This window comes from Myxococcus sp. CA005 (genome assembly GCF_006518205.1).
Taxonomy (GTDB): domain Bacteria; phylum Myxococcota; class Myxococcia; order Myxococcales; family Myxococcaceae; genus Myxococcus; species Myxococcus xanthus.
Window position 1 is genome coordinate 47847 of the sequence record NZ_SRLV01000004.1, and the last position, 24483, is coordinate 72329.

General features: G+C 70.1%; 2 protein-coding genes (1 of these 2 cut by a window edge). Both read left to right on the forward strand.

The annotated features are described in order from the left end of the window. Window positions 1-17157 (forward strand): non-ribosomal peptide synthase/polyketide synthase, encoded by a 17157-nt coding sequence (locus FMQ63_RS02775; protein ID WP_225909264.1) that lies wholly within the window; start codon window positions 1-3, stop codon window positions 17155-17157. Beyond that, window positions 17150-24483: the 5' portion of a hybrid non-ribosomal peptide synthetase/type I polyketide synthase gene (locus FMQ63_RS02780; protein ID WP_020480779.1), read on the forward strand. 5812 nt of this gene lie beyond the right edge of the window; only the first 7334 of its 13146 coding nucleotides appear in the window; its start codon is at window positions 17150-17152; its stop codon lies beyond the right edge, outside the window. Before FMQ63_RS02775 ends, FMQ63_RS02780 begins: the two co-directional genes overlap by 8 nt.

The following is a 24483-nucleotide window of genomic DNA, read 5'->3' on the forward strand; positions in this document are numbered from 1 at the left end:
ATGCGCTCCCACCCGGCCGCGACACTGCTGGAGCTCCTCGAAACGCAGACCCAGTCCCTGGGTGAACGGCGGCTGTACACCTTCCTGGAGGATGGCGGGGATGACGCGGTCCTGAGCTACGCCGGGTTGGATTTGCGAGCCCGGCGCATTGGCGCGGCACTCCAGGCCCTGGCGCGAGCGGGCGAGCGGGCGGTGCTCCTCTATCCACCGGGCCTAGAGTACGTCGCGGGTTTCTTCGGCTGTTTGTATGCCGGGTTGGTCGCCGTCCCAGCCTATCCGCCGGACCCGATGCGGCTGGAGAGGACGTTGCCTCGGCTGCGCGCCATCATTCGGGATGCGCGCGCGAGCGTCGTGCTCACCACCTCCTTCATCCAGGAGATGGGGGAGGGGCTCTTCGAAGGCGCCCCCGAGCTCGCCGCGCTCCGCTGGGTGGCCACCGACGCGTTGCCCGAGGGGACTGAGGCGGGGTGGCGCCGTCCGGAGCCTTCGCGGGACACGTTGGCCTTCCTTCAATACACGTCCGGCTCCACGGGGGATCCGAAGGGCGTGCAGCTCAGCCATGGGAACCTGCTGCACAACCTGGGGCTGATCTCCCACGCGTTCCAGGTCCGCTCGGACAGCGTGGGCGTCATCTGGCTGCCGCCGTACCATGACATGGGCCTGATTGGCGGCATCCTCCAGCCGCTCTACGCGGGCTTCCCGGTGGCGCTGATGTCGCCGCTCGCGTTCCTTCGCCGCCCACGGTTCTGGTTGGAGTCACTGTCCCGCTTCGGTGGCACCATCAGCGGCGGCCCGTGCTTCGCCTTCGACCTGTGCGTGAGGAAGGTGCCTCCCGCGGAGCGTGAAGGGTTGGACCTGCGTCGCTGGGAGCTGGCCTTCTGTGGGGCCGAGCCCATCCGCCCGGAAGTCATGACCCGCTTCTCGGAAGCCTTCGCGCCCGTGGGCTTCCAGCGCGAGGCGCTCTATCCCTGCTATGGGCTCGCGGAAGGCACGCTGATCGCCTCGGGTGGGCGCAAGGGCGAAGGTGTCCTCACGCGGATGTGGGACGCCCAGGCGTTGGAGCGGAACGAGGCGCTGGCGGCCGAGGACGGCCCTGGGGCGCGCCCGCTGGTGGGGTGCGGCCAGACGCTGCCTGAGCAGACGCTGCTCGTCGTGGACCCGGAGACGCGTCGCGCTTGCCCGCCCGAGCGGGTGGGGGAGATCTGGGTCTCTGGTCCCAGCGTGGCCCACGGCTACTGGGAGCGGCCCGAGGAGAGCGAGGCCGCGTTCGGGGCACGATTGGCGGATTCGGACAGCGGCCCCCGGTTCCTGCGGACGGGAGACCTGGGCCTGCTGAAGGACGGCGAGCTGTTCGTCGTGGGTCGGCGCAAGGACCTCATCATCCTCCGCGGCCGCAACCTGCATCCGCAGGACCTGGAGCTGACGCTGGAGCGCAGCCATTCGGCGCTGCGGCCCGGTTGTGGCGCGGCGTTCTCCATCGACGTGGGCGGCGAGGAGCGGCTCGCGGTGATGTACGAGGTGGACTCGCGCAAGCCGTGGACCGCCGAGGACGTGGTGGGCGCAGTCCGCCGGGGTCTGGCGGAGACGCACGAGGTCCAGCTCCACACGCTCGTCCTCATCGAGCCAGGCGCGCTGCCGAAGACGTCCAGCGGGAAGATTCAGCGGCGTGCTTGCCGGGCTGAATTGCTCGCGGGGACGGCTCGGGCGCTGCTGACCTGGAGCGAGTCGGAAGCAGACGCGCCCCAGGCCAAGGCTCCCGCGCCTGACATCACCGCGTCCCAGCCGCTCACCGTGGAGGCACTTGAGGCGTGGTTGCTGGCGCGGATCGCCTCGCGGCTTCGCGTCCGTCCGGAGGAGCTGGCGACGGATGCGCCCATCACTTCCTTTGGTCTGGACTCACTGGGCGCCGTGGAGTTGGCGAACGACGTCGAGACCCTGGGCGTGGTCCTTCGCATGGAGGTCCTTCTTCAGGGGCCGACGGTGGGGGCGCTCGCGCTGACCCTCTTCGCGGCGCGTGGGGCGTCCACTGGCGCCGAGCTGACGCGGGGCGAGGAGAGGACGCCCGCGCCGCTCTCCTCCGCGCAGCAAAGACTGTGGCTGTTCGAGCAATTGGCGCAGGGAAGCGCCGCGTATCACCTGCCGGCGGCGGTACGGCTCACCGGTGCACTGGATGATGTGGCGCTGGAGCATGCCTTCGCTGCAATCGTTCAGCGCCACGCGGCACTCCGGGCGACGTTCCGCGACGAAGATGGCACGCCGTCGCAGGTGACCTCGTCGGTGCCGGTGTCATCACTTCGCCGGGTGGACCTCCGCGACGTCCCGGTGGATGCCCGCGAGGAGGCCGCGCTTCGTCTGGCCCACGAGGAAGCGCGGGCGCCGTTCGACCTCGAGCGCGGTCCGCTGCTCCGGGCCACGCTGTTTCAATTGGACGCGCACGAGCACCTGCTGGTCGTGGTGATGCACCACATCGCCTCGGATGGTGCCTCGTTCGCCATCCTGGCCCGTGAGCTGAGCGCGCTGTACGCGGGTGATGTTTCGCTGCCGCCGTTGGCCTTTCAGTACCCAGACTTCGCGCGCTGGCGCCGCGAGGTCGAGGCGGACGGCGCCCTGGCCACGTCGCTCGACTGGTGGAAGGCGCGGCTGGCAGGGGGGGCCGCGGCGCTGGAACTGCCCGCGGATCGGTCTCGACCGCCCATGCCATCCTATCGCGGTGGCCGCGTGGCGGTGCGGTTCCCGGAGGCGCTGACGGCTCGGCTGGAGGCGTTGGGCCGGAGCGAAGGCGCCACGTTGTTCATGACGTTGCTGGCGGCTTTCGAGGTGCTGCTCGCGCGTCATTCGGGGCAGGCGGACTTCTGCGTCGGAACGGCCGTCAATGGGCGTGAGCGGGCGGGACTCGAAGGGTTGATGGGGTGCTTTCTCGACCTGATCGTCCTGCGCGCGTCCGTGTCTGGCTCATCACGTTTCCGCGAACTGTTGGGACAGACGCGGGAAGGCGTGCTGGCGGCCTTTGCCCACCGGGGCGTTTCTTTCGAGCGGCTGGTCGACGCGGTCCAACCCACGAGGGACCCCTCGCGCGCACCCTTGTTCCAGGTGCTGTTCGTGCTCCAGCCGGAGCCCGGCGCGGGACTGGCGCTGCCCGGCCTGGAGTCTCGCCGCGTGGAGGTGGACCCGGGGGCCACGCCCTACGATTTGACGCTGTCGCTGGCCCGAGGGCCGGAGGGACTGGGAGGGTGGCTCGAGTACGCCACGGACCTGTTTGATGCGGACACCGCCGCGCGACTGGTGGCGCGGCTGGGCGTGCTTCTGGAATCCATTGTCGCGGACCCTGACCAGCGCCTCGCCATGCTGCCGCTGTTGCCTGAGGCAGAGCAGCGGCAGGTGCTGGTCGACTGGAATGACACGCGGGCGGAGTTCCCGGAGGCGTGCATCCATGCGCTCGTGGAGTTGCAGGCGCAGCGCACTCCGGACGCCGTTGCCGTGGTGTGTGGCGACGGGGTCCTCACGTACCGTGAGCTGAACCAACGAGCCAACGCCGTGGCATGGAGGCTGCGCGAGCAGGGCGTTGGACCTGAGTGCATCGTGGGCCTCTTCGCCGACCGCTCCGCGGACCTGGTCGTGGGCCTGCTGGGCATCTTCAAGGCGGGCGGTGCGTACCTGCCGCTGGACCCGTCGTATCCCGAGGCTCGGCTCGCGCTGATGCTGGAGGACTCTGGCGCCTCGGTGGTGCTCGCGCACCGGCATCTGGCGGGCGCGCTTCCGTTCGGCGATAGGACCGTGGTTCCGCTGGATGTGGCTGGCGAGGCCGACGCCGCGCCACCGGGAGCCGTGGGGCCCGACAACCTGGCCTATGTCCTCTACACCTCGGGCTCCACCGGCAAGCCCAAGGGCGTGCTGATTCCACACCGCAACGTCGTCAGCTTCTTCACGGGCATGGACGCGCGCGTGGGGACCGAACCGGGGACGTGGCTCGCGGTGACGAGTGTCTCCTTCGACATCTCCGTGTTGGAGTTGCTCTGGACGCTGGCTCGCGGCTTCAAGGTCGCCGTGCAGGGCGAGCAGGGGGCCTTGGGGGCCGCGCCGCGCCGGGTGACCCGATCGCGCCAGAAGCCTCTGGGCTTCAGCCTCTTCTACTTCGCGGCGGACGAGGGTGCTCCAGGCGCGGAGCGTTACCGGCTGTTGCTGGAAGGTGCGCGGTTCGCGGACCGTCATGGCTTCCAGGCGGTGTGGACGCCGGAGCGCCACCTTCATGCGTTTGGTGGGCTCTATCCCAATCCATCCGTGACGAGCGCGGCCATCGCCGCCATCACCGAGCGCGTAGCCATCCGCGCCGGCAGCGTCGTGCTGCCTCTGCACCACCCCGTGCGCGTGGCCGAGGAGTGGTCGCTCGTCGACAACCTGTCGAAGGGCCGCGTCGGCATCTCCGTTGCGCCGGGCTGGCACGCGGATGACTTCGTCCTCGCGCCAGAGCGGTATGCGGAGCGCCGGGAGCTTGCGCGGCGGGACCTGGACACGTTGCGGCGGCTTTGGCGCGGTGAGTCGCTGTCGTTCCCCAATGGCGCGGGGACGCCCATCGATGTCCGCATCCGTCCGAGCCCCGTGCAGCGCGAGCTCCCTGTGTGGCTGACCGCCGCTGGCAATCCGGACACCTTCCGCGAAGCGGGCCGGCTGGGCGCGGGCGTCCTGACGCACCTCTTGGGACAGCGGTGGGAGGAGCTGGAATCACGCATCGCGCTCTACCGCGAGGCCTGGCGCGAGGCGGGCCACGAGGGCGAGGGCCACGTGACGCTGATGCTCCACACGTTCGTGGGGCACGACGTGGAGCGCGTGCGTGAGACAGTCGAAGCGCCGCTGCGGCGCTACCTGAGCAACTCCGCGGACCTGATGCGCGGGTTGGGCCGGACGCTGGGCGTGGACCTGGATCCCGCATCGGTGCGTCCGGAGGACCTGGACGCGCTCGTGGGACGGGCCTTCGGGCGCTTCTTCGACGGGGCGGGGCTCTTCGGGACGCCGCGCACCTGTCGGGAGCAGGTGGCGCGCATCGAGGCGCTGGGCGTGGATGAGGTCGCGTGCCTCATCGACTTCGGCGTGGACACGGATGCCGTGCTCGCCAGCCTTCCGGCGCTGGACGCCGTGCGGCAGCGCTGCGAGCGGGACTTCCGGCTTCAGTCGCAGGAGGAAATCACCGTGCCCGCGCAGCTTCGCCGGCACGGCGTCACGCATCTGCAATGCACGCCCTCCCTGGCCCAGGCGCTGCTCTTGGAGCCCGGTGCGGCCGGGGCGCTCGTGGGGCTGGAGCGCCTGCTCGTCGGCGGTGAGGCGCTATCCGCGGAGCTGGCGGAACGGCTGCGGGGCACCATGGGCGGAGCGCTGCTCAACATGTACGGCCCCACGGAGACCACCATCTGGTCTTCGTCGCACGCCGTGGATGGTTCGCCGGGACCGGTGCCCATTGGTACGCCCATCGCCAACACGTCGTTGTACGTGCTGGATGCGGAGCTGCGGCCCTTGCCCGTGGGTGTGCCCGGTGAGCTCTACATTGGTGGCATGGGTGTCGCTCGGGGCTATCACGCGCGGCCGGAGCTGACCGCCGAGCGATTCCTCCCGGACCCGGCGTCCTCCAACGCTGGTGCCCGGATGTACCGAACGGGCGACCGGGCTCGATGGCGAGCGGATGGAACGGTGGAGTTCCTGGGCCGCGTGGACCACCAGCTCAAGGTCCGTGGCTTCCGGGTGGAGCCTGGTGAAATCGAGTCCGTGCTGGCGCGGCACTCCGACGTGGCGCAGGCCGTGGTCGTGGCGCGGGAGGCGTCTGCTGGAGGCGCTCGCCTCGTCGCGTACGTCGTCGCCAGGCCGGGCACGGCGCTTTCGGTGGAGGCGCTGCTGGCCTTCTCCCGGCGCTCCCTGCCGGAGCACATGGTGCCTTCGGCGTTCGTGCCACTCGATGCGCTCCCGCTGACGCCCAACGGGAAGGTGGACCGGAAGGCGTTGCCTGCGCCGGAGGGTGTCCGTGACGTCGCTCGGGAGTACGTGGCGCCTCGGACGGACACTGAACGCCGTTTGGCCGAGCTGTGGGCTTCGCTGCTGGGCGTGGAGCGGGTAGGCGCGGAGGACGACTTCTTCGCGCTGGGCGGGCACTCGCTGCTGGCCACGCGCGCCGCCTCCCGGATTCGTGAGGCGTTCGGGGTGGACCTGCCCCTGCGTGAGTTGTTCGAGTCGTCCTCGCCCGCGGCCTTGGGGGCGCGCATCGATGCTCGCCTCCTGGGGGCGTCCGGGGTGCCTCCATTGGTGGCCCGGTCTCACGAAGGCGCGCTGCCGCTGTCCTTCGCGCAGCAACGGCTCTGGTTCCTGGAGCAGCTCGAGCCCGGTGGCGCCGCGTACAACGATGCGGTGGCTGTCCGTGTGGAGGGGGCGCTCGATGTGGCGTTGCTGGAGCGCTCTCTGAGAGAGGTGGTCCGGCGGCACGAAGTCCTCCGCGCCACCTTCCACGATGACGGCGGCACGCCTTCCTGGCGCATCCATCCCGAGGCCCGGCTTGCTCTGGACCGGGTGGACCTGACCGCGCTGTCTGGGGCTGATCAGGCGGAGGCCCTATCGTTGCGATTGGCGGAGGAGTCGCTGCGGGCGTTCGACCTCGGCGCGGGACCGCCGCTTCGAGCCACGCTGCTCCAGGTGAGCGCGCGTGAGCACGTGCTCTTGTTGGTGCTGCACCACCTGGTGACGGATGGCGCATCCATGGGTGTGCTCGTGCTCGAGGTGGCGGCGCTCTATCGGGCCTTCTCCCAGGGGCAGGTTTCGCCGTTGTCGCCGCTGCCGCTCCAGTACGTGGACTATGCGGCGTGGCAGCGCGACTGGCTTCGCGGCGAGGCGCTGGAGGCGCAACTCGCGTACTGGCGGACCCGGTTGGGAGGGGCACCTCGGGCGCTGGACCTGCCCACGGACCGGCCTCGACCGGCCGTGCGCAGCAGCCGTGGCGTGAGCCGAAGCATGCTCCTGGGCCCGGAGTTGTCGCATGCGCTGAAAACGTTGGCCCAGCGTGAGGGCGCCACGCCCTTCATGGTGCTGCTGGCGGGCTTCTCCGCGCTGCTGTCCCGTCATGGCGGGCAGGATGACCTGTGCGTGGGAACGCCGGTGGAGGGCCGTGACCGGACCGAGCTGGAAGGGCTCATCGGCTGCTTCGTCAACACGCTGGTCCTGCGCGTGTCACTGGCGGGCACGCCGTCCTTCAGGGAGTTGATTGGCCGCGCGCGGGAGACTGTGCTGGGGGCATTCGCGCACCAGGACGCACCCTTCGAGGAACTGGTGAAGGCGCTCCAGCCCGAGCGCGACCTGGGCCGCAGCCCGCTGTTCCAGGCCATGCTCGTGATGCAGGAGGACCCGCTGCCGGAGTTGGTGATTCCGGGGCTGCGGCTGAACGTCCAGCCGCAGCCGAGTCTCACGGCGAAGTTCGACCTGCGACTCATCATCACGGACACGGCGGACGGCTTCTCCGCGAACCTGGAGCTGAGCACCGACCTGTTCGAGCCGGATACCGCAACGCGCCTGCTGGAGCACCTGCGCGTCCTGTTGGAGGCGGGCGTCCGTGAGCCGGAACAGCAGGTGCACGCGCTTCCCCTGATGACCTCGGCGGAGCGGCACCGGGTCCTGGTGGCGTGGAATGACACGGACCGCCCTCGGCCAGGAGTGAGCGTCCTGCATCGGCTCATCGAAGCGCGGGTGGACCGCACACCGGATGTGGTGGCGCTGAGCTTCGAGAGCGACACCCTCACGTATCGGGAGCTGGACCGGCGCGCGAATCAGCTCGCGCGCTACCTGCGGGCCCGAGGCGTGGGGCCGGACACGCGGGTTGCGCTGTGCGTGGAGCGTTCGCTGGAGATGGTGGTGGGGCTCCTCGGCGTGCTCAAGGCGGGGGGCGCCTACGTGCCGCTCGACCCGGAGTATCCCCGCGAGCGACTGGAGTACATGCTCGCGGATGCGGCGGCGCCGGTGCTGCTGACGCAGGCTCGGTTGTCGGAACGCCTGCCTCGGGACAGCGCCACCGTGGTGTGTCTGGACTCGGAGTGGGACGCGGTGGCGCGCGAGCGCGAGGAGCGTCTCGACGTGACCGTGGATGGGAGCGGGCTGGCGTACGTCCTCTACACCTCGGGCTCCACGGGCCGGCCCAAGGGGGCGATGAACACGCATGCCGCCATCTGCAATCGGCTCCTGTGGATGCAGGAGGCCTACGGGCTTGATTCGAGCGACCGCGTCCTCCAGAAGACGCCGTTCAGCTTCGACGTCTCCGTGTGGGAGTTCTTCTGGCCGCTGCTGGCGGGCGCGCGGTTGGTGATGGCGCGGCCTGGCGGGCACCGGGAGCCCGCGTATCTGACGGACACCATCGCTCGCGAGCGCATCACCACGTTGCACTTCGTGCCGTCCATGCTCCGGCCCTTCCTGGAGGAGACGGAGCTGGCAGTGTCCTGCGCCAGCCTGAGAAGGGTGTTCTGCAGTGGCGAGGCGCTGCCTCCCGAGCTGAGGGATCGCTACTTCTCGTGCCTGCTCGCCGAGCTTCACAACCTCTACGGCCCGACGGAGGCCGCGGTGGACGTGACGGCGTGGGCCTGCGCACGTGAGGACCGTGGGCATGTCGTGCCCATCGGGCGCCCCATCGCCAACGCGCGGATGTACGTGCTGGATGCGCGGCTGCGTCCCGTGCCAGCGGGTGTGCCGGGTGAGCTGTACATCGGGGGTGCACCGCTGGCGCGCGGCTACTGGCAGCGGCCGGACCTGACCGCTGAGCGATTCCTTCCGGACGCCTTCGCGGCGCAGCCGGGGGCGCGGATGTACCGGACGGGCGATCAGGCCCGCTTCCTGGCGAATGGCGCCATCGAGTACCTGGGCCGCCTGGATGACCAGGTGAAGCTGCGGGGCTTCCGCATCGAATTGGGAGAGATTGAAGCCGTGCTGTCCCTGCACCCCGGCGTGCGTGCGGCGGCGGTGGCGATTCGAGAGGACGTCCCGGGAGACCGGCGCCTCGTGGCGTACGTGGTCGCGCCTTCGGGGGACGTGGCATCGGAGCTTCGGGCCTTCCTCGGTGAGCGACTGCCCGAGCACATGGTGCCGTCGGCCTTCGTCACGCTGGACGCGCTCCCGCTGTCGCCCAGTGGGAAGCTCGACCGTCGTGGCCTCCCCGCACCGGTGCGGGCAGTGCAGGGGCGTGGTGCGGCCCACGTCGAGCCGCGTAACGCGCTGGAACTTGAGATCGCGCAGATCTGGGCGGGCGTTCTGGGCGTCGAGCGGGTAGGCGCCGAGGACCGCTTCTTCGAGCTGGGCGGTGACTCCATCCTCGCGCTTCAGGTGATTGCGCGGGCGCGGCAGGTGGGCATCCACCTCACCGCGCGCCAGCTCTTCCAGCATCCGACGGTGGCAGGGCTGGCACAGGTGGCGACGAGCCGTCGTCGCTTGGGAGACCAGGGCCCGGTTGTAGGGCCCGTGCCGCTGACGCCCATCCAGCGCTGGTTCGTCGAGCGCGAGCTTCCCGAAGCGCATCACTTCAACCAGGCGTTGATGCTGGAGCCCCGTGAGCGCCTGGAGTCGGACGTGCTGGCCTGCGCACTGCGGGCCCTCGTGGACCATCACGATGCGCTGCGGCTGCGGCTGTCGCGGAGTGATACGGGGTGGGCGCAGTCGTGCGCAGAGCCAGGGCGCGACGTGCCACTGCGTCTCGTGGACCTATCCGGGTTGGATGCCGCCGCGCGGGCCGTGGCGATGGAGCGCACCGCCACGGAGGAGCAGGCGGGTTTGGACCTGAATGCGGGGTGCCTCCTGCGCGCCGTGTTGTTCGACCCGGGACCAAATCGGAGGGGACGGCTGCTGCTGGTCATCCACCACCTCGCGGCGGACGGCGTCTCCTGGCGCGTGTTGTTGGAGGACCTGGAGACGGCGCTTCGGCAGCTTGCCCGCGGAGAGCCGGTGGCGCTTCCCGCGAAGACGACGTCGTTCCAGGCCTGGGCACGACGGTTGGAGGTGCATGCCGCCTCGGGGGTGCTCGCGGAGGAGGGGGCCTACTGGCGGGACGTGCTGAGCGCGGATGTGGCCGCGCTTCCTCGGGATGTGCCGGGTGGGGTGAACTCGCAGGGCTCGGAGCGCGTCGTCACAGTGGCACTGGATGCCGACGTGACGCACTCGCTGCTTCGTGCATCGGCGACGATGTCACAGCCGGGCCTTGAAGACGTGCTCCTCACGGGTGTTGCGAGCGCGCTGGCCCGATGGAGTGGCGAGCGCCGACTGCGCATCGACCTGGAGGGCCACGGGCGCGACGAGCTGTTCGACGACGTGGACCTCTCACGCACGGTAGGGTGGTTCACCGCGTTGTTCCCCGTGCGTCTGGAGTTGCCGGAGGGGTTGGCGTCCGCTTCCGTGCTCGCGTCGGTTCGCGCGGCACGCGAGCATCGGAAGGGCAGAGGTGTTGGATATGGCCTGCTGCGCTACCTTCGCCATGATGCCGGCGCTTCGTCTGAGGTCCTCTTCAACTACCTCGGGCAGCTCGACTCGGGTACTCGGGACTCGGCGCTGTTCTCGCTGGCGCCCGAATCCACGGGGGCCTCGCAGGGGACGCGTGGGCTCCGGAGCCATGTGTTGGAGGTGGTGGCTCGCGTCGTGGGCGGACGCCTGGAGTTGGCCTGGCATTACAGCGAGGCGCTGCATTCGCGCGCGCGCATCGAAGCCCTGGCGCGTCACTGTGTCGAAACGTTGGTGGAACTCGCGGGCGCGACGGAGGAGTGTCATGCGCTCTCTCCCCTCCAGCATGGGTTGTTGTTCCAGGTGCTGCTGGAGCCCGGCACCGGCGCGTACTTCGAGCAGCGAAGCTGGACGCTCGCCGGTCCGCTGAACGCCGGAGCACTCCGGCGGGCATGGGAGGCGGTGTCCGAACGGCATTCCTCACTGCGCACCTCGTTCCTCTGGGACGGGTTGGAGGCCCCTGTCCAGGTGGTCCATGCACGCGCGACCCCTGTGTGGGCTGAGCTCGACTGGCGCGGGCGCTCCTCGGAGGAACAATCCCAGTCACTGGCCGCGTTCCTGCGTGAGGACCGGGCACAGGGCTTTGTCCTGTCGCAGGCGCCGCTGATGCGGCTGGCGCTGATTCGACTGGAGGACCATGCCTGGCGGTTCGTCTGGAGCTTCCATCACCTGCTTCTCGATGGGTGGAGTCTGGCGCGCGTCCTTGGCGAGGTGCTTGATGCTTACGCGGCGATTGCCGCAGGGGCAGATTGGCTCCCGCCCGCCGCCTCAATGGATTTCCGCACCTACGTGGAATGGCTGGGGCGCCGCCGACCTGAGCAGGACGAAGCCTTCTGGCGGGAGCAGCTCGAGGGCATCGAAGCGCCGACGCCATTGCCTGCGGCAGGAGGCTCCACCGCGGCGCATGACACGGGTGAGCACGCGCTGGATTTGGGCGAGGCCGATACCGCTGCGCTCCAGGAGTTCGCACGCAGCCATGGGCTCACGCCGAGCACCCTGGTCCACGGTGCGTGGGCGTTGCTGTTGTCCCGCTATGGGGGCGGGCAGGACGTCATGTTCGCGACGACGCTCGCGGGCCGTCCGCCGGAGCTACCGGGCATCGAGGAAGCCGTCGGGTTGTTCATCCACTCGCTCCCGGTTCGCGCCCGTATCCAGCATGGCGCCGGGTTGCTGCCCTGGCTGAGCGAGCTTCAGTCCCTGCTGGTGGAGTTGGGGCAACGGGAGCACGTCCCGCTCACCCGGCTTCAGGGGTGGAGCGACATTCCCCGAGGCACGCCGCTCTTCGAGAGTCTCCTCGTTTTCGAGAACTACCCGGTGGATGCCGCGCTCGTACGCGGTGCGTCCGGGTTGGAGCTGCGGGACTTCGCGGCCTTCGAGCGCACGCACTATCCGCTGACCGCGGTGGTGGTTCCGGGACGCTCCATGCGGCTGAAGCTGCTGTACCGGCAGGAGCGAATCTCAAAGGTCGCTGCCGAGCAGTTGCTGACGCACTGGCGCGGTCTGCTTCAGGCGATGTGGAGTCGTCCTGAGCAGCGACTGGGCGACGTGTCCCTGCTGTCGGAGGCCGAGCGGCGCCGCGTGCTGGTGGAGTGGAACGCCACCGCGACCACGTACCCCCGCGAAGCCACGGTGCATTCGCTGTTCGAGTCCCAGGCCGCGCGGGCGCCAGAGACCGTGGCGGTGCGGTATGGCGGAACGTCGCTGACGTACGCCGAGCTGAACGCGTGGGCGAACCAGGTGGCGCGCCGGCTGGGGGCCTTGGGAGTCCGACGAGGGACTCACGTGGGCCTCTGCGTGGAGCGCTCCGCCGAGCTGGTCGTTGGGATGCTGGGCATCCTCAAGGCGGGGGCGGCCTACGTGCCCCTGGATCCGGCGTACCCGCGCGAGCGGCTCGCATGGATGATCGCGGATGCGGGGGCACCCGTACTGCTGACGCAGGAGCGGCTGCGGGGGGCGGTGCCTTCGGAGGGCGTGAGTGTCCTCACGGTGGAGGAGGTCTCGGCGCAAGGGGACGTCGCTGAAACGGCGGCGCTTGGAGCCGGAGTCGGCGCAGCGGATGCCGCCTACGTCATCTACACCTCCGGCTCCACGGGGACTCCCAAGGGCGTCTGCGTTTCCCATCAGGCCGTGGTCCGGCTGGTGGTGGAGACGGACTTCATCCGCGTGGTGCCTGAGGATCGCGTGGCGCAGGCATCCAACGCCTCGTTCGACGCGGCCACGTTCGAAATCTGGGGTGCGCTCCTCAACGGTGCCCGAGTGGTTGGCGTGGAGCGGGAGACAGCGCTCTCTCCGAGTGCCTTCGCGTCCTGGCTGCGGGAGGAGGGCATTCGCGTCCTCTTCCTCACGACGGCCTGGTTCAACCAGGTGGCCGCGGAAGTGCCGGACGCCTTCAGCGGGTTGCGACAGCTCCACTTCGGAGGAGAGGCCGTGGACCCGAGGCCGGTCCGCCGGGTCCTTCGTGAAGGTGCTCCCGAGCGGCTGCTGCACGTCTATGGCCCCACGGAGAACACCACCTTCTCCACGTGGCACCTCGTCACGGATGTGCCCGAGGGCGCCGTATCGATTCCCATCGGGAGGCCGCTGGCGAACACGGTTCAGTACGTGCTCGACGAGGACATGGCGCCGGTGCCGCCAGGAGGCGTGGGGGAGCTGTGGCTTGGTGGCGACGGACTCGCCTGGGGCTATCTGGGACAACCCGCGCTGACGGCGGAGCGCTTCGTTCCGAACCCGTTCAGCGAGCGTCCCGGGACGCGGCTCTTCCGGACAGGTGACCGGGTCCGTCTGTTGGCGGATGGGGCGGTGACCTTTGAGGGCCGCGTGGACGCACAGGTGAAGGTGCGAGGCTTCCGCGTGGAGCCGGGCGAGGTCGAGGCCGCGCTGCTGCGTCACCCGGACGTCCGGCAAGCCGTGGTGTTGGCGCGAGAGGATGAAGCAGGGGGCTCGCGGCGTCTGGTGGCCTACGTCGTACCGACCGCGGAGGCCGCCGCGACTCCCGAGCCTTCGCTCCTGCGGACCTTCCTCGCCGCGCACTTGCCGGCGTACATGGTGCCTGCCGCCTTCATGGTACTGGGGCGCCTGCCCCTGACGCCCAACGGCAAGGTGGACCGGCGTGCGCTGCCCGCGCCCACCGTCGAATCGGAGGTCATCGCACCGAGAGGCCCCGAGGAGGAATTGCTCGCGCAACTCTTTGGCGAACTGCTTGGTGTCTCCCGGGTTGGAGCGTCCGACAGCTTCTTCGATTTGGGTGGACACTCCCTGCTGGCCACTCGGGTCGTCACGCGGATTCACGCCACCTTTGGCGTCGCCTTGTCGCTGCGGGAGCTCTTCGACGACCCGACCGTGGCGAGGCTGGCCGGGCGCATCCGCGAGGCCCGGCAGTCCTCTGGCACGGCGCGCCCGCCGCCCATCGTCCCCGTGTCCAGGGACAACCCCTTGCCACTGTCCGCGATGCAGGAGCGCTTGTGGTTGCTGGAGCAGCTCCAGCCAGGCACGGCCCTCTACAACGTCCCCTGGGCTGCATGGCTCGCCGGTCCGCTGGACGTGCCTGCCTTGGAGCGGGCACTGGCGGGGCTGTTCCTGCGGCACGAAGCCCTGAGGACCACCTTCTCCAGCAACGCGGGAGAGCCCGTCCAAATCATCCATCCGAGCGCCAACGTGGCGCTTCTCGTGGTCGACCTCGAGGGGCTTCCGGAGGAGGCGCGTGAAGCACAGGCCGTGATCGCCGCGTCGGAAGAGGCTCGCCGCCCGTTCGACCTGGTGAATGGACCGCTGTGCCGGGCATTGCTGATTCGAACGGCTGATGATTCGCACCTGCTGGTCCTCACGCTGCACCACATTGTCTCGGACGGGTGGTCACTGGGCGTCGCCGTGCGGGAGCTGTCGGCGCTCTACGCCGCGGAGCTGCAGGGCCGGCCTTCCTCGCTGCCAGTGCCCACCATCCAGCCAGCGGACCATGCGGTGTGGCAGCGCCAGTGGATGCAGGGAGAGGCACTCGCGGCGCAGGTCGGATACTGGAGAAGGCAGCTCGCCGGAGCGCCGCCCGTCCTGGAGCTTCCCAAGGACTTCCCCCGGCCGAGCTTGCAGCGCTTCCGGGGTGACACGCTGGCGGTGCGTTTCCCCGCCGAGCTGTCGGAGGCGTTCCGTGCGCTCTGCATTCGTGAAGGCGTCACGCCCTTCATGGGCCTGCTGGCGGCCTTCCAGCTCCTGCTGTCGCGGGTGTCTGGCCAGGAGGACGTGTGTGTGGGATCGCCCATCGCGGGCCGGCAGCAGCCTGGGCTGGAGAACCTGATTGGCTTCTTCGTCAACACGCTGGTGCTCCGCGCGCGTCTGCCGCGCTCGAGCTCCTTCCGTGAGCTCCTGCGGCAGGTGCGGGAGACGACGTTGGACGCGTACGCCCACCAGGACGTTCCGTTCGAGAAGCTGGTCGAGGCGCTGCAACCACCTCGGAGCTTGAGCCACGCGCCCCTGGTGCAGGTGGTGCTCGCGCTTCACGAAGCCTCGCGCCAGGACGTCGCGCCGCAAGGGCTGGCTCTCCGCCCAGTGGAACTGGCCTCGGGGACAGCGAAGTTCGACCTCACGTTGTCCCTGACGGACGCGGCAGAAGGGTTCACCGGAACCTTGGAGTTCGACGCGGACCTCTTCACGCGGGAGACGGCCGCGCGGCTGATGAAGGGGCTCCGGGTGTTGCTGGAGAGCGCGGTGGCGGATGCGGGCCAACGCCTGGGCGAGCTGCCGATGATGGACTCGGCGGATCGTCAACGCCTGCTCGTGGCGTGGAACGACACCGCGGTGGAGTACCCCCGAGAGGCATGCCTCGCGGAGCTCTTCGAGGCGCAGGCGGCGCGCTCGCCGGAGGCAGTCGCAGTGGTGTGCGAGGAGGCTCGGCTCACCTACGCGGAGCTGGACCGGCGGGCGAACCAGCTTGCGTGGTACCTGCGCAATCGTGGCGTGGGACCGGGGACACCGGTGGGGCTGTGCGTGCAACGTTCGCTCGACCTGGTGGTGGGGATGCTCGGCATCCTCAAGGCCGGTGGCGCCTACGTGCCGTTGGACCCCACGTACCCCCGCGAGCGCCTGGCCTTCATGGTGGAGGACACGCGCCTGCCCGTGGTGCTGGCGCAGCAATCGGTGGTGGCTTTGCTGCCTTCGGGCAGTGCGGACGTGGTGCTCCTGGATTCGGCCTGGGATGAAATCGCGCGTGAGCCCACGGTTTCGCCTCGCGTGACGGTGCCGGCGGAGTCGCTGGCGTATGTCATGTACACGTCGGGCTCCACGGGGCGGCCCAAGGGCGTCTGCGTGCCGCAGCGCGCGGTGGCTCGGCTGGTGCTGGGCTCCCGATTCGCGCGTTGGGGCGCGGACGAGGTCTTCCTCCAACTGGCGCCCATCTGCTTCGACGCCGCCACCTTCGAGGTGTGGGGCGCGCTGCTGCACGGCGCGAAGCTGGTCCTCTTCCCAGCGCAGCCTCCCACGGTGGACACACTCAAGGACGTGCTGGCACGTCACGGTGTCACCACGTTGTGGCTCACGGCCGCGCTCTTCGAGGCGCTCTCCGCCGCGAGGCCGGACGCCCTGGATGGCGTGCGGCAGCTCCTGGCGGGCGGCGACGTGCTCCCACCGGCAGCGGTGCGGGAGCGGCTTGGACGCGGCGGCATCCTGGTCAACGGGTATGGGCCCACCGAGGGCACCACCTTCACCTGCTGCCATGTGATGGAGGGCGCCGTCGCGCCGGGGGCCATTCCCATTGGCCGGCCCATCGCCAATACGCGGGTGTATGTGGTGGACGCGGCGTTGCGCCCCGTGCCGGTGGGCGTACCGGGTGAGCTGCTCATTGGTGGAGACGGCCTGGCCTGGGGTTATCAGGGTCGGCCGGAGCTGACGGCGGAGCGCTTCGTTCCGAACCCCTTCGGCTCGGAGGCGGGCGGGCGGCTGTACCGGACGGGCGACAGCGTGCGCTACCGCGAGGACGGCACGCTGGAGTTCCTCGAGCGGCTGGACGGTCAGGTGAAGGTGCGTGGCTACCGGGTGGAGCCAGGCGAGGTGGAGGAGGCGTTGCGCCTGCACCCGTCGGTGGCCGAGGCGGTGGTGGTGGCGCGGCCCGACCCCGCGGGAGGCAAGCGGCTGGTGGCCTACGCGGTGCCTCGGGCAGGGGAGACGTTGGACCCCCGCGGCCTTCGCGGCTTCCTGGCGGAGTCGCTGCCCGAGTTCATGGTGCCTTCCACGCTGGTCCCGCTGATGGCGCTGCCGCTCACGCCCGTGGGCAAGCTGGACCGGCGCGCGCTGCCGGAGCCGGAGGTCTCGCGTCCAGCAGGGAGTGCCTTCGTGGAGCCCACCACCGCGCTGGAGCGTCAGGTGGCGGCGCTCTGGGCGAAGGTGCTCGGCGTGGAGCGGGTCGGTGTGGAAGACCACTTCTTCGCGGACCTGGGCGGCAGCTCCATGTCCGTGGTCAAGGCGTGCGCATTGCTGCGCGACGAGCTGAAGCGAGACGTTCCGGCGACGCGCTTCTTTGAACATCCCACGGTCCGCGCGTTTGTCATGTCCCTGGAGCGGGACGGCGAGACGGCGGCAGACACCCAGGACAATGAGGCCCACGTGGATCGCGCCCAGCAGCGGCGTCAGGCGATCCGCCGGCAGGGTCGGCGAGGGAATCACGGCAATGGCTGAGCTTGATGACATGCAGGGCGAGGACTCGAGCAGCGACATCGCGGTCATCGGCATGGCGGGGCGCTTCCCGGGCGCTCGCAACCTGGGTGACTTCTGGAACAACGTCCGAGGCTGCGTGGAGTCCATCTCGTTCTTCTCCGAGGACGAACTGGAGCGCTCACCGCTCATCCCCGAGGACCTGTGGCGGCACCCGCACTTCATTCGCGCGGGGGGCATCCTCGAAGGTGCGGACGGCTTCGACCACGGCTTCTTCGACATCCCGCTGCGCGAGGCGCAGTGGATGGACCCGCAGCAGCGCGTGTTCCTCCAGTGCGCCTGGACAGCGCTCGAGGACGCGGCGTATGACCCGTCTCGTTACAAGGGGCGCATCTCGCTCTACGCGGGCGCCGGTTCGTCCGGCCACCTGCTGAACCTGCTGAGCGAGGCACGGAAGGACGCGGGCGCGGGCCTGGAGTTGGCCACCGCGGGCCCGGAGAGCCTGGCGATGAAGGCGTCCTTCAAGCTCCAGCTCCGGGGCGAGAGCGTCGCCGTCTACACCGCGTGCTCCACCGGCCTGGTCGCCATCCACATGGCCTGCCAGAGCCTCCTGACGCGGCAGTCGGACATCGCGCTCGCGGGCGCGGTGCGCATCGCCAGTCCGCAGCGCACGGGCTACCTGCACCAGGATGGGCTCATCTTCTCGCCGGACGGCCACTGCCGCGCCTTCGACCACCGCGCGGGTGGCACCGTGGCGGGCAACGGCGCGGGCGTGGTGGTGCTCAAGCTGCTGTCGGATGCGCTGCGGGACGGTGACCACGTCCACGCGGTCATCAAGGGCTCGGCCGTCAACAACGACGGTCAACAGAAGGTCGGTTACACAGCGCCGAGCATCGAGGGCCAGACGGAGGTCGTCGCGGACGCGCTGGCCTATTCGGGCCTGGGCGGTGACGACATCAGCTACGTGGAGGCCCACGGCACGGGCACGTCGCTGGGCGACCCCATTGAAATCGCCGCGCTGACGCGGGCGTTCCGGAAGACGACGGAGCGCTCTGGCTACTGCGCCATCGGCTCGCTCAAGACGAACCTGGGGCACCTGGATGCGGCGGCCGGCGTGGCGGGGTTCATCAAGGTGGTCCTGTCGCTTCAGCACGGCGAGCTGCCGGCGAGCCTCCACTTCGAGCGCGCCAACCCGGAGATTGACTTCGAGCGCAGCCCGTTCTTCGTCAACACCGCGCTCAAGGCGTGGCCGCGGGAGAATGGGCCGCGCCGTGCGGGTGTGAGCTCCTTCGGCATCGGTGGAACCAACGCCCACGTCGTGCTGGAAGAGTCGCCCCCGGAGGCGGAGAAGGCGCGCGGCCACCGGCCATTGCACGTGGTGACGTTGTCCGCTCGGACGCCTTCCGCCCTGGAGGTGATGGCGCGCGAGCTGGCGACGCACGTGGAGTCCGCGCCGGGACTGGCGCTGGAGGACGTGGCCTTTACCCGGAACGTGGGCCGTCGTTCGTTCGAGCATCGCCGTGCGGTGGTGGCGGCGGATGGGGCTGAACTGGCGGAGCGGCTGCGCAAGCCCGCGGCGGTGGAGGCGGGGCGGAATCGCCGCGTGGCCTTCCTGTTTCCGGGCCAGGGTGCGCAGGCGGTGGGCATGGGCCGCGAGCTGCACGCGGTGGAGCCGGGTTTCCGGAAGGACGTGGACGCGGCGCTGGCACGGCTGGAGCTCTCGCTTGCCGCCGAGGTGCGCGCGCTCCTGTTACCCGCGCAGGGGCAGGAGGCCGTCGCGGCCCAGAAGCTGGCGGACCCTCGCGTCGCGCTGCCCGCGCTCTTCGTCGTCGAGCACGCACTGGCCCGACTCTGGATGTCCTGGGGCGTCCGGCCGCATGCGGTGCTGGGCCACAGCTTTGGTGAGTACGCCGCAGCCTGCGTGGCGGGGGTGCTGTCGCCGGAGGACGGCCTGCGGCTCGCGGTGGTGCGTGGCGCGCTCATGGCGCGGATGCCCGTCGGCGCGATGCTCGCGGTGGGGTTGGAGGAGGCGGAGGTCCTTCCGTTGCTCGGCGAGGGTCTCTCACTGGCGGCCGTCAACGGCGAGGGCCGGTGTGTCGTCTCGGGCCCGGTGCAAGCCATTGAAGCGTTGCAGGCCACGCTGTCGAGCCGCGGCGTGGGCATGGTGCGGTTGCCGTCGGCCCATGCCTTCCATTCCAGCGCCGTGGAGCCGCTGATGGTGGACCTGGCGCGGGCGGTGTCCTCGCTGCGCCTCCAGGCGCCGACGCTACCGTATGTGTCCAGCCTCACGGGCACGTGGATTCGCCCGGAAGAGGCCACCGACCCTACGTACTGGGCTCGGCAGATGCGACAGCCGGTGCGCTTCGCCGCGGGCCTGGAGACGCTTTTCGGGGAGGGGTGCAGTGTCCTGCTGGAGGTGGGACCAGGGACGGACCTGACGTCGCTGGCGCGGGGACGGGCGCGCAAGGAGCGGCAGTTGGTCGTGGCGCCTTCGCTGCGCCGCCGTCCCACGGAGAGCGATGCCCGTGGGCTGTTGCAATCCCTGGGAGACCTCTGGGCGGCCGGGGTGGACGTCGCCTGGGAGAAGTTCCATGGCGCGGAGCCTCGCCGCCGCGTGTCGTTGCCCACGTATCCATTCGAGGAGAAGTCCTGCCGTCTGGAGTCGTCAGGCGCGCCGCTCGTATTGCCCGCGGCCTCCGGGCCGGTGGCAGGGGCCGCGCTGGCTGGCACCAGCTCCGTGCTTCCCCTCGCCACCCCTGGCGCATCGGATCCCGTCACCGTGGGGGAGATCCAGCAGCGCGTCATGGATATCTGGCGCGAGCGTCTGGGCGCAGTGGAGGTCGGCCCGGATGACGACTTCCTGGAGCTGGGCGGCAACTCACTGATGGCGGCGCAGATGCTGACCCGTCTGCGTGAGACGTTCTCCGTACAGCTCCCGCTGAGCGCGCTGTTCGAGGCCCCCACCGTGGCGGGCATCTCCGCGCGCATCGAGGCGATGCTCCAGGCGGCGGGTCCCCTGGAGGGCAGGGCGGCATCCGAGGTGATGTTCCGCATCGACCGCGCGGGTGAGCTGCCGCTGTCCGTGGTGCAGGAACGCGTCTGGCGGATGGAGCAGCTCGACCCGGGGAACCCGTCCCTCAACATGCCCCTGGCGGTCCGCATCTCAGGCGCGCTGGATGTCCCGGTCCTGGAGCGGAGCGTCAACGAGGTCATCCGCCGGCATGAGATGCTCCGCGCGACGTACCGCGTGGAGGACGGGCGTGTGCGCCAGCGGTTCTCCGCCGAGGTCCGCATCCAGGTGCCCGTGGTGGACCTGCGTTCCCATGGCGGTGACCGGGAGGCGGAGGCGCTGCGGCTGGCATTGGACGAGGCGGTGCGGCCGTTCTCCCTGGAGCACGGGCCCATCGTCCGCGCCAGTCTGCTGCGACTGGCCGAGACCGAGCACCTGATGCTGCTCACGGTGCACCACATCGCCTCGGACACGCTGTCCATGGTGGCTTTCTTTCGTGAGGCCGCGGCGAACTATCAGGCGTTCCTCGCGGGGCAGCCCGCTCCGCTGCCGGAGCTGGCTGTGCAGTACGTAGACGCGGCGGCCTGGGAGCGCCGCTCGCTCGCGGGTGGAACACTGGCGGCCCAGGAGGCGTACTGGCGCGAGGTGCTGGCGGACCTGCCTCCGTCGTTGGAGCTGGCGGCGGACCGGCCGCGAGGGGCCGAGCTGCGGCTGCGTGGTGCCCGCTTCCCGGTGGCCTTCTCGCGCGAGCTCAGCGCGGCGTTGATGGGTTTCAGCCAGCGCGAGGGGGTGACGCCCTTCATGACGCTGCTGGCGGCCCTGGCGTCGGTGCTCGCCCGGTACTCGGGGCGCGAGGACATCGTGGTGGGGACGCCGGTGGGCAACCGTGCCCGCGGCGAGCTGGAGCCCCTCATCGGCTTCGTGGCCCATGCGATGGCGCTGCGCACCGACCTGTCGGGTGACCCGTCGTTCCGAGAGCTGGTGGCGCGCGCTCGTGAGACGACGGTTGGCGCGTCCAGTCACCAGGACGTCCCCTTCGAGCACCTGCTGCCGTTGGTGGCCTCCGGCAGGGACCCGGCACGCTCGCGGCTGTGTGACGCGGCGCTGGTGCTGCACGCGCACGTCACCACGGCGCCGCCCTCCGTGGCGGGCCTGGACATGCAGTTGGTGGAGGTGCCGGGAACGCCCGCGCAGTTCGGCGCCACGCTCGGTGAGCTGACGTTGCTGCTGAACGAGAGCGAGAGCGGCGGCTTCCACGGTTTCATCGAGTACGCCACCGACCTCTACGACGAGCCGCGCATCGCGCGCCTGTCGGCCCACCTCCAGACGTTGCTGGGGGCGGCCCTCGCGAACCCCGACCTTCGCGTGTCACGGATGCCGCTGGCGGCACCGGAGGAACGGAGCGCTGCCGCGCGGGGGCCTGCGTCCTCGGTGCAGAGCCTCCAGGCCGAGGGCCTCGCGATTTCCAGCATGCCGCCCGCCGGTGGGTCATCGAGCATCGGGCATCGGGACCTCGCGGATGCGGCTGTGCTGGCTCGATTCGCGTCGTGGGTGAAGCGGACACCGGACGCAGTGGCCATCAGCATGGGTGAGCGCCGCCTGTCATGGCGGGAGCTTTCGGAAAGGGCCCGAGGTCTCGCGGCCCGGTTGAAGCAGGAGGGCGTGGGCCGGGACGTGCCGGTGGCGGTGCGCATCACTCCATCCGTGGAGTCGGTCATCGCACTGTGGGGCGTGCTGGAGGCGGGAGGCGCGTGCCTCCCCGTGTCGGCCGGTGAGGTCGCGGAGCTGGCGTCCCTGCTGCCCGCGCAAGGACCTCGGTTGTTGCTGGTGCCTCGCACGGAGGACGTGCCGGCGTTGCCAAAGGGAATCCGCGCCGTCGCGGTGGACTCTGTCGATTCGAGCGCGGATTCGATGGAGCCCGTGCCCGGGGAGCGGCTGGCCTTCATCGTTCCTGCGCCCGACGCGCTGGGAGGGTACGGCCGGGTCATGCTGAGCCACCGGAACGTGGCGCACGTGTTGGCCTCACTGGATGCCCGGACGGGCGCGGGTGGGGGAGACGTGTGGTTGGCGGTGGGGGGGCCTTCGGCTGACCCGTCGGGACTGGACCTGCTGTGGGCACTCGCGCGTGGGATGCGTGTCGTCCTTCCGCCCGAGCAGCTCGCCGCGTGCTTCGCTGTCCTGGGCCGCAAGCCGGACACCCGGCGGCCTCTCGACTTCAGTCTTTCGTACTTCGCCAACGATGAGGATTCGCTGGGCGAGGAGAAGTACGAGCTGCTCCTCGAAGGCGCGAAGTTCGCGGACGCACATGGTTTCTCCGCGGTCTGGACGCCGGAGCGGCGCTTCCACTCCTTCGGTGGTTTGTATCCACAGCCTTCGGTGGTCGGCGGCGCGCTGGCGATGCTCACGCGGCACGTGCAGATTCGCGCGGGCAGCGTGGTGTTGCCGCTCCATGACCCCATCGAAGTCGCCGAGCAGTGGTCCGTGGTGGACAACCTGTCCCGTGGGCGCGTGGGGCTGTCATTCGCCACGGGGTGGCACGCGAACGACTTCTCGCTCTCACCGGGGACCTTCGACCGGCGGCGCGAGGTGCTCATTGAACGCCTGGAGGAAGTGCGGCGGCTGTGGCGCGGCGGCACGGTGCTGCGGCGCAACGGCGCGGGCAATGAAGTGGAGCTGGCGCTGCGCCCCAAGCCGAAGCAGGCGGAGCTGCCGGTCTGGCTGACGTCCACGGGCAACCCGGAGACGTTCCGGAAGGCCGGTGAGGTGGGGGCGGGCATCCTCACCAACGTGCTCGGTCTGGGCTCCAACCTGGACGAGCTGGCGACGAAGGTGGCGCTGTACCGCGAGACGTACCGCAAGGCGGGACATGGCCCAGGCCAGGGGCACGTCACGTTGATGCTCCACACCTTCCTCGGCCAGGACCTGGACGAGGTGCGCGAGGCCGTGCGCGAGCCGCTGCTGCGATACTTCCGCAGCTCGGTGGACGTGTTCGCCAACCTGGTGGCCAGCCAGGGCCTTCAGGTGGACGTGCGCGGCCTCACGCCAGAGGACGTGGAGGTGATGCTCGCCCAGGGGGTGGAGCACTACATCAAGGAAGGTGGCCTCTTCGGCTCGGTGGAGGACTGCGTGCGCGTGGTGGAGCGCGTGCGCGCCCTCGACGTGGACGAGATTGCCTGCCTCGTCGACTTCGGCGTGGCGCTGGAGCCGATGATGTCCAGCCTCCGTCTGCTGGACGTGGTGCGGCAGCGCAGCCAGGTGCAGGCCCTGCCCGCGGATGCGGTGCTGGCCGAAGGCGATGCTGGATTCGGCGCACTGCTGTCGCTGGTGCAAGACGAGGGCGTCACCACGCTGCGCTGCGCGCCGTCGCAGGCGCGTGCCCTGGCGGAGCTTCCTGGCGCCGAGGCGGCGCTGGGGAGCGTTCGTCTCTGGGTGCTCGGGGGCGAATCGCAGGACCTCACCAGTTCGGCGCAGCACGTGGCGATAGCGTCCTCCTTGGTGGGCGCGGCGTGGCCGTCTCCCACTTCGGCGCCCGTGTACGTGCGGGATGCGTCCGGCGAGCCGGTGCCGGTTGGCGTGGTGGGAGAGCTGGCCCTGGGCGGCGCGGCGGTTCCGCTGGGCTTCTGGAATGACCCGGAGGCCACGCGGGCGCGCTTCATCTCCGTCCCCGGTTCGGATGAGCGCTTCTTGGTGACGGGCCAGCGAGCCCGTTTCCGCGTTGCCGGCGAAGTGGAGTGCGTTGCCCCCGCGCGTGCGACAAAGGCGCGGCGTCCTACCTCGCAGCCAGCCCGTGGCACCGTGGGCACCAGGCCCCCCACGCGGCAGACGGTGAGCGCGGAGGTTTCCTCGGCGACTGCCACGCCCGTGGTGCGGGTGGGGCGGGACAAGCCGCTGCCGCTGTCCTTCCCACAGCAGCGCATCTGGTACCTCCACCAGTTGGACCCGGCGGGCATCGCGTACAACAACACCGTCACCCTGCGTCTCGATGGCGCGGTGGACGAAGCCCTCTTGGAGGCCGCGCTGAACGCGCTGGTCCGCCGGCATGAAGTCCTGCGCACCACCTTCGCGCTCGAAGACGGCGGTGCGTACCAGGTGATTGCCGACGCCATGCCCCTGGTGCTGGAGCGGCTGGAGGCCCGAGGCGACACGCTGGAGGCGCGGGAGGCGGACGCGCTGAAGCAGGCCCTGACGGAGGCGCGCAAGCCCTTTGACTTGATGCTCGGGCCGGTGATGCGAGCCGTGCTGATTCGCATCAGCGAGGCTGTGTCCGTGCTGCACCTCACGCTGCACCACATCGCCTCGGACGGATGGTCTGGGGGCGTGCTCTTCCGCGAGCTGGTGGC